Annotated in this window: 7 protein-coding genes; 2 read left to right on the forward strand and 5 right to left on the reverse strand. The window is 72.1% G+C overall.

The window, feature by feature from the left end:
* Together DLJ58_RS00845 and DLJ58_RS00850 are read left to right on the forward strand one after the other, a co-directional pair.
* A partial coding sequence (locus tag DLJ58_RS00845; protein WP_148097959.1) for a phosphatase PAP2 family protein occupies positions 1 to 770 on the forward strand: 770 nt, incomplete at its 5' end.
* Between the two features lie 37 nt (positions 771 to 807).
* On the forward strand, positions 808 to 1,515 hold the full coding sequence (locus tag DLJ58_RS00850; RefSeq protein ID WP_124853404.1) for a phosphatase PAP2 family protein: 708 nt from the start codon (positions 808 to 810) through the stop codon (positions 1,513 to 1,515).
* A 19-nt stretch (positions 1,516 to 1,534) separates the two neighbouring features.
* On the opposite strand, the gene DLJ58_RS00855 is transcribed toward DLJ58_RS00850, so the two are convergent.
* The 5 genes from DLJ58_RS00855 to DLJ58_RS00875 all read right to left on the reverse strand — a co-directional run bounded on the left by DLJ58_RS00855 (position 1,535) and on the right by DLJ58_RS00875 (position 6,157).
* Positions 1,535 to 2,713, reverse strand: coding sequence for a MarP family serine protease (locus DLJ58_RS00855; protein ID WP_124853405.1), 1,179 nt, complete (start codon positions 2,711 to 2,713; stop codon positions 1,535 to 1,537).
* Positions 2,714 to 2,776: 63 nt separating this feature from the next.
* A complete protein-coding gene (locus DLJ58_RS00860; RefSeq protein WP_124853406.1) occupies positions 2,777 to 3,469 on the reverse strand; it encodes an NUDIX hydrolase in 693 nt (230 codons plus the stop codon).
* The gene (locus DLJ58_RS00865; protein WP_124853407.1) at positions 3,466 to 4,152 is read right to left on the reverse strand and encodes a TlpA family protein disulfide reductase; all 687 of its coding nucleotides are present in this window, start codon (positions 4,150 to 4,152) and stop codon (positions 3,466 to 3,468) included. Before DLJ58_RS00865 ends, DLJ58_RS00860 begins: the two co-directional genes overlap by 4 nt.
* Positions 4,149 to 4,937, reverse strand: coding sequence for an endonuclease III (gene nth, locus DLJ58_RS00870; RefSeq protein ID WP_124853408.1), 789 nt, complete (start codon positions 4,935 to 4,937; stop codon positions 4,149 to 4,151). The genes DLJ58_RS00865 and nth overlap by 4 nt, the downstream gene beginning before the upstream one ends.
* 41 nt (positions 4,938 to 4,978) lie before the next feature.
* Positions 4,979 to 6,157, reverse strand: coding sequence for a CapA family protein (locus DLJ58_RS00875; RefSeq protein ID WP_124853409.1), 1,179 nt, complete (start codon positions 6,155 to 6,157; stop codon positions 4,979 to 4,981).

A 6,157-nucleotide genomic window follows, 5' to 3' on the forward strand; every position in this document is an offset into this window, starting at 1 on the left:
CCCCCGCCCCCACCGGCCAGCCGTCCTGGCGGCACCGCCGCTTCGACCCGGACCATGCGCTGGGTCTGCGGCTCACCCTCGCCGCGACGGCGGCGTTCCTGGTGCTGGTGCCGTTCGCGCTGCTCACACTGCTGGTCCTCGGCGCCTGGGCACCGCTGCACCGGCTGGACACGGCGGTCACCGACGCGCTGCACGGCTACGCCCAGGATCACCCGGCCTGGGTCGCGCTGATGCGGGTCTGGACCGAGGTGTTCGCACCGATGCCACTGCGCGCCGTCGCCCTGCTCCTGGTGGTCTGGCTGCTGCGCCGGGGAGCTCGCCGGCTGGCCCTCTGGGCGGCCACCACCATGGTCGTCGGCGGGTTGATCGGTCCGCTGCTCAAGTTGCTGGTCGGTCGGGACCGGCCGGAGTTGCTGGACCCGGTGGCCCGTGCCGCCGGCTACTCGTTCCCCTCCGGGCACGCGCTGAACGCCACCCTGGCCGCCGGGGTGCTGCTGCTGGTGCTCCTGCCGTACGCCCGGCGGGGGGCGGCGCGAGCCGCGCTCTGGGTGGCGGCGGTCCTGCTCACAGTGGTGACCGGGCTGAGCAGGGTGACGCTGGGCGTGCACTTCACCAGCGACGTGGTGGGTGGATGGCTGCTCGGTGTGGCAGTGGTCGCGGCTACCACCGCCGCGTTCACCAGTTGGCGGGCACACACCGGTCTTCGGCCGGTCCGGCCGACCCGCGACGGCGTCGCTCCCGAGGTCGAGCGGCAGCCGGGAGCGGCCTGAGGAGTGAGGAAGAGGTCGGCCGGGTACTGGCCGACCCATGTCCGAGATCGTGGTCCAGATCGTCCGGCGGGTGCTGCTGCCGGTGTCCCTCCTGCTTGGGCTCATGGTGCTGCTCGGGGTGCTGGTCACCCGGGTGTTCGCCAGGACCTGGCCGTTCACCGCGGAGGACGCGGTGAACCGGGAACTGGCCGCCGACCGCACCGGCGAATGGAACAACGTCTCGCTGGTGTTCAGCACGCTGGCCAGCACCCAGATGATCGTCGTGGTCACCGTGCTGGTGGCGTTGGCGCTGCGGCTCTGGCTGAAGCGCTGGCGCGAGCCACTGTTCCTGTGCGCGGCGGTGACCGCCCAGGCGCTGGTGTTCCTACTGACCACGCTGGCGATCGACCGCCAGCGGCCGGCGGTGGAGCACATGGACGTCTCGCCACCCACGTCGAGCTTTCCGTCCGGGCACACCTCGGCGGCGGTGGCTCTCTACGTCGGCATCGCCGTGCTGCTGGCGCTGCGGGCACGGAGCACCGGCGCAAAGGTCGCCTGGTGGACGCTGCTGCTGATGGTGCCGCTGGGCGTGGCGATGACCCGGATGTACCGGGGAATGCACCACCCGAGCGACGTGGTGGCGTCCTTCCTCAACGGCGGCACGTGCGTCGCGATCATGGCCCGTGCCGTGTTGGACCGAGGGCTGCGGTGGGGACGGACGAAGCTACCGACCGTCGGGCGCCGCGCCGTGCCGGCTCAGAGCTGAGCTGTCCCCGCGGCCACGCTCAAGTGCACTCGCCGGTGGCGACCTGCCGGTTGCGTTCGGCACCGGCCAACGCCACCGGGCGGGCCTCGGCGGCCGTCACGGCGAAGCCGGTGTTCGGGTCGTCGGACGCCGCCGCGAAGATCACGCCGAGCACCAGACCGTTGGCGGAGAGCAGCGGACCGCCCGAGTTGCCGCTGCGCACCAGCGCCCGGATCGTGTAGATCTCCCGGGTCACCTCGCTGGACGAGTAGATGTCCGGGCCCTTGATCCGGTCGACGTCCCGGACCCGCGCCGACTGCGCGTTGTACGGGCCGTCGAGCGGGAAACCGAGCACGATGGCGTCGGAGCCGCTGCCCGCGTTGCCGGCGGCGAACCGCAGGGACGGCCCGGGCAGCCCGGGCACGAGCAGCACCGCGAGATCCCGGTTCGGGTCGTAGACCACAACCTTGCCGTCGTACCGCTCGCCGCCCAGCTCCACGGCGACCGAGCGGGTGCCGGCCACGACGTGCGCGTTGGTCATCACCCGGTCGTCCGCGTACACGAAGCCGGAACCCTCGATTCGGCGTGAGCAGCTGGGCGCGGAGCCGAGCACCTTCACGACCGACTGCTGACCGCTGACCACCACCTGCGAGCCGGCCAGTGCCGGGTCCGGCGGGTCGACCTGCCGGGCCCGGGTGGGCGCGAGGTCACCGAAGACGTCCGGGAACCCGTCGGTGTCGACGGTGTCCTCCAGCGCCGTGGACAGCTGGTGGGCCTGCTCCGGCAGGACCTGGTTGACCACCGTGATCAACGCGCTGTTGCGGACCGAGGCGGCGAGCCAGGGCACCGAGGACGAGCCGAGCGGCACCGCGACCAGCCAGGCGAGCAGGAGCACCGCGAACAGCGAGACGAGCGCCCCACCGACGTCGTCGGCCCGTTTACCCACGTCGCTGGTGATCGTCTTGCGCAGGTGCGAGCCGAGCCAACCGGCGAGTGCCTGCCCGACCACCGCCAGCCCGAAGATGGCCACCAGCGAGATCAACACACGGGTGCCGGCGTCCACGAACTGTCTGGCGAACAGCGGCCCGAGCTGGAGACCCAGCAGCAGACCCAGGAAGAAGCCGGACAACGACGTGACGCCGATGACGAAACCCTGGCGGTATCCGCTGATCGCGAACACGAGCATGAGCAGCAGCAGGACGAGATCCACGACGGACACGGGTCAAGCGTACGGGCAGTGTGCCCACCGGATGACCATCGCTTGCGGATGGTGACCGTGCGGTCAGCGCAGGGCGTTCTCGTCAGCCTCGTCGGTGCCGGCGGACGGGGCCGGTGTCGCCCCGGTCGGCGGAAGCTCCACCACCCGCCCGCGCGACCACGGACGGGCCCAGCCGCCCATCTCGAGCAGGGTGGCGAGCACCCCGGCGGTGAAGCCCCAGACGAGCATCCCGCGCGCCGAGAACGCCGGCCCGATCCAGCCGCTCGGGTGCCGGACCCGCAGTCGGTTGGCCGGATCGACCAGCTCGCTGACCGGCAGGCGGGCGACGTGTGCCACCTCGGCCGGCTCCCGTGGGTGCACCGGGTGCGGGTCGTGCCACCAGGCCAGCACCGGCGTGACCACGAAGTCGCTGACCGGGATCCACAGTTTCGGCAGTTCGGCCAGCACTGTCGCGCTGGCCGGGTCGAGGCCAACCTCCTCGTTCGCCTCGCGCAGGGCGGTGGCGCGGACGTCGGCGTCCTCGGGGTCGGCCGCACCCCCGGGAAAGGCGGGCTGGCCGGCGTGGTTGCGCAGGGTGGCGGCGCGTTGCAGGACCAGCACGTCGGGACCCGCGCCGGGCTCCTCGCCGAGCAGCACCAGCACGGCGCTCTCCCGACCACCCTCGGCCGGCGTGGTCAGCCGGGTGAAGTCCTCGGCGCGGGCGGTGCCCAGCCGGGTCAGCAACGGCTCGATCCACTCGGGGGGCCGACGGGTCACGCCGGCACCGCCAGGCCGAGATGCTGGCGGACCAGCTCGGCGAGCCTGGTGTCGTCGAGAGCGCCGCTGGCGTCGATGTGCCGGACCTGACCGTCGGCGTCGACGAAGAGGGTCAGTGGAATGGCGTTGCGCTTCAGCTCGCGCTGTAGCGCCTCGCCCTGGTCCACCAGGATCGGGAACCGGACGCCGAAGTCCTCACCGATGGACTGGGCGCCACCCCGGCTGTCCCGACTGTTGACCCCGACCACCTGGAGCTGACCGGCTGCCCGCTCGCTGAGGCGCTGGAAGGCGGGCAGCTCCTTGCGGCACGGCGGGCACCAGGAAGCCCACACGTTGATCACCGCCGGCCCGGCCACCTCCCGCAGCACGACGGGGGCACCGCCGGTGAAGCAGGAGAGCGTCAACTCCGGCAGTGCCGACCCGCCGGCGGCGCGGGCCGTCGTGCCATCGGGGGCCGTCGTGCCGGGCGAGGCGGGGGTAGCCGTTGTGGGGGTCGCCGTGCCGGAGCCGGGCGACGTGGCCGTGGGCGCCGTACTCAGCGTGGCGCAGTCCCGGAACGGGGATGGTCGCTCGGCGGCGGCCGGACGGGGGGCTGGCTCGTCGTCGGCCGTACCACTGGTGCAACCGGTGACCGCCAGCAGCAGCGGCAGGACGGCGAGGGCGAGGCGGCGGCGGCGGTTCACGGCACCTCCGCCGTGATCGCCTGCGCCGGCACCAACTCCGGGTCGACCCCGGCAGCCACCGCGAGGTCGCGCGCCCGAGGGCCCTTGAGCAGCTTGGCGGCGGCCGCCGGCTCGGTCGGGCCGGTGCCGTACGAAGGGCAGAGCTTGGCGAGCGTGCAGGCGCCGCAGGCCGGCTTGCGGGCGTGGCAGACCCGTCGCCCGTGGAAGATGATCCGGTGCGAGAGCATGGTCCAGTCGCGCTTGTCGTACAGCGCGCCGACCGCGTGCTCGATCTTGACCGGGTCGGTCTCGGTGGTCAGCCGCCACCGGTGGACCAGTCGCTGGAAGTGCGTGTCGACGGTGATGCCCGGGACGTCGAAGGCGTTGCCCAGGATCACGTTGGCGGTCTTGCGGCCGATGCCGGGGAGTGTCACCAGGTCGACGAGCCGGCCCGGGACCGTGCCGTCGTACCGGTCGAGGAGGGCCTGACCGAGCTTGAGCAGTGAGTCGGTCTTGTTGCGGTAGAAGCCGGTGGGCCGGATCAGCTCCTCCATCTCGCCCCGGTCGGCGCCGGCATAGGCGGCAGCGCTCGGGTAGCGGGCGAAGAGCTTCGGGGTGACCTCGTTGACCTTCTTGTCCGTGCACTGCGCCGACAGGATCGTGGCGACGGCCAACTCCAGAGCGTTGGAGTGGTCCAGCTCACAATGCGCGTCGGGATGCGTCTCGGCCAGCACCCGGCCGATCTTGCGGGCGCGGCGTTTACGCCCGAGGTCGGTCTCGCTGGCACCGGGAGGGCTACTGGTCACGACGGTCAGCCTACGTCGCACCCCGGACGCTCCTCGTCGGGTCAGCCGGCGGTCGGCGGCGAGATCTTCCCCTGCCCGTCGAGGCGGGCGCCGCCCTTCGGGAAGTCGGCGCGACTCAAGTCGGTGACCAGGCCCAGGCCCCGGTCGTCCGGGTCCATGGTCGGCTTACCGGCGGAGTTCATGTACGTGGAGGTGAACGAGCCGCCGCCCCAGCTGCCGTCCGGCTTGAGCGACACCTTCAGCACTCCGCCCCAGCCGAGGCGGCCGGCGTTGCTCAGCGAGTTGCCGCCGCCTGCGAAGTTGCCCAGGCTGTACGCGATCAGGCGCCCCTTGTAGAACTCCATCCCGCGCAGCACGTGCGGGCCGTGCCCGACGATCAGGTCGGCGCCGGCGTCGATCATGGCGTGCGAGAACTTCACCGGGTCGCCCCGGTTCTCGCCCAGGAACATCTCGGTGCCCGGCTTCACCCGGGTCTTGTCGACGCCCTCGCCACCCATGTGCACCTGCACCACGACCAGGTCGGCCATGGTGGCGGCCTTGGCGACCACCGCCTTCGCCTTGTCGATGTCGACGAGACTGTTGGACCAGACGTACGACGAGAAGCCGGCGACGGCGACCTTGACGCCCTTGACGTCGACCACGGTGATCTCGTTCGGCGCGCCGGTGTGCTCCAGGTCGTACTTCTTCAGCGCCTTCTGGGTGTTCTCGTAGCCCGTGGGCCCGTAGTCGTAGCCATGGTTGTTGGCCTGGTTGAGCACGTCGAAGCCGGCGTCACGCAGGTGCGCGGCGTACTCCGGCGGGGCGCGGAACTGGAAGCACCGGGTGGAGTTCGCCCCGCACTTGCCGGTGCCGGTGTCGACCGTCAGCGGCTCCTCCAGGTTGCCCATCACCAGGTCGGCCTTGAGCGCCGCGGTGACCGAGTTGAAGAAGCCCTTACCGCCGGCGGCGGGCAGCCGACTGGGCGCGTTGCCCATGATGATGTCGCCGGTGGCGGAGAGCGAGATCGCGCCACCCTGACCGGACGATGCCGGCCCGGTGGCCTTCGGGCCGGTCGTGGAGACCGGCGCTCCGGTGCCACCACCTCCCGCACCGGGCTGCCAGACGGGTGCCTCACCAACGGGGTCGGCACAGCCGGCCACGAGGAGGGCGGCCAGCAGCGCGGCGAGGCCGAGGGCGACGCGGCGGCGCGGGCGGGACGCGAGGGGGGCGGGAGCATACAT

Source organism: Micromonospora arida (assembly GCF_003857035.1).
GTDB classification, from domain to species: Bacteria; Actinomycetota; Actinomycetes; order Mycobacteriales; family Micromonosporaceae; genus Micromonospora; species Micromonospora arida.